Here is a 352-nt window from a genome sequence, read left to right on the forward strand (position 1 = left end):
TGGTCAACTTGTTTAATATTTATATCTTCTAGTCTTTTATCAACCTGAGACAGGCGAGTTCGAATTGCCTTAAAGTCTTCATCCAATAATTTTTTACTACTTTTAATATATATTGTGTATATTTTCTCTTTAGTATATCTGATTTGATATGATGTTATTTCATTCGAAAATTTAATTGCGTGTGTAATACCCTCTGAATGGATCGGAGTGTCATCATCTAGATGTAAAAAATCATTATTTCTACCTTTAATTCTTTCAAACGCATAGACGCTATGTCCATCCCTCTCCACTCCCTCTAGGACATCTCCTAGTTCATATCTAACTAATGGGAATGCTCTGGGATATAATGAGG

Annotated in this window: 1 protein-coding gene; it reads right to left on the minus strand. The window is 33.0% G+C overall.

The genetic code is table 11. The annotated features are described in order from the left end of the window. On the minus strand, window positions 1-352 hold a 352-nt coding region (locus HMPREF3029_RS09570), incomplete at both ends, for a hypothetical protein (protein ID WP_210400788.1).

This window comes from Nosocomiicoccus sp. HMSC059G07, from assembly GCF_001815515.1.
GTDB classification, from domain to species: Bacteria; Bacillota; Bacilli; order Staphylococcales; family Salinicoccaceae; genus Nosocomiicoccus; species Nosocomiicoccus ampullae_A.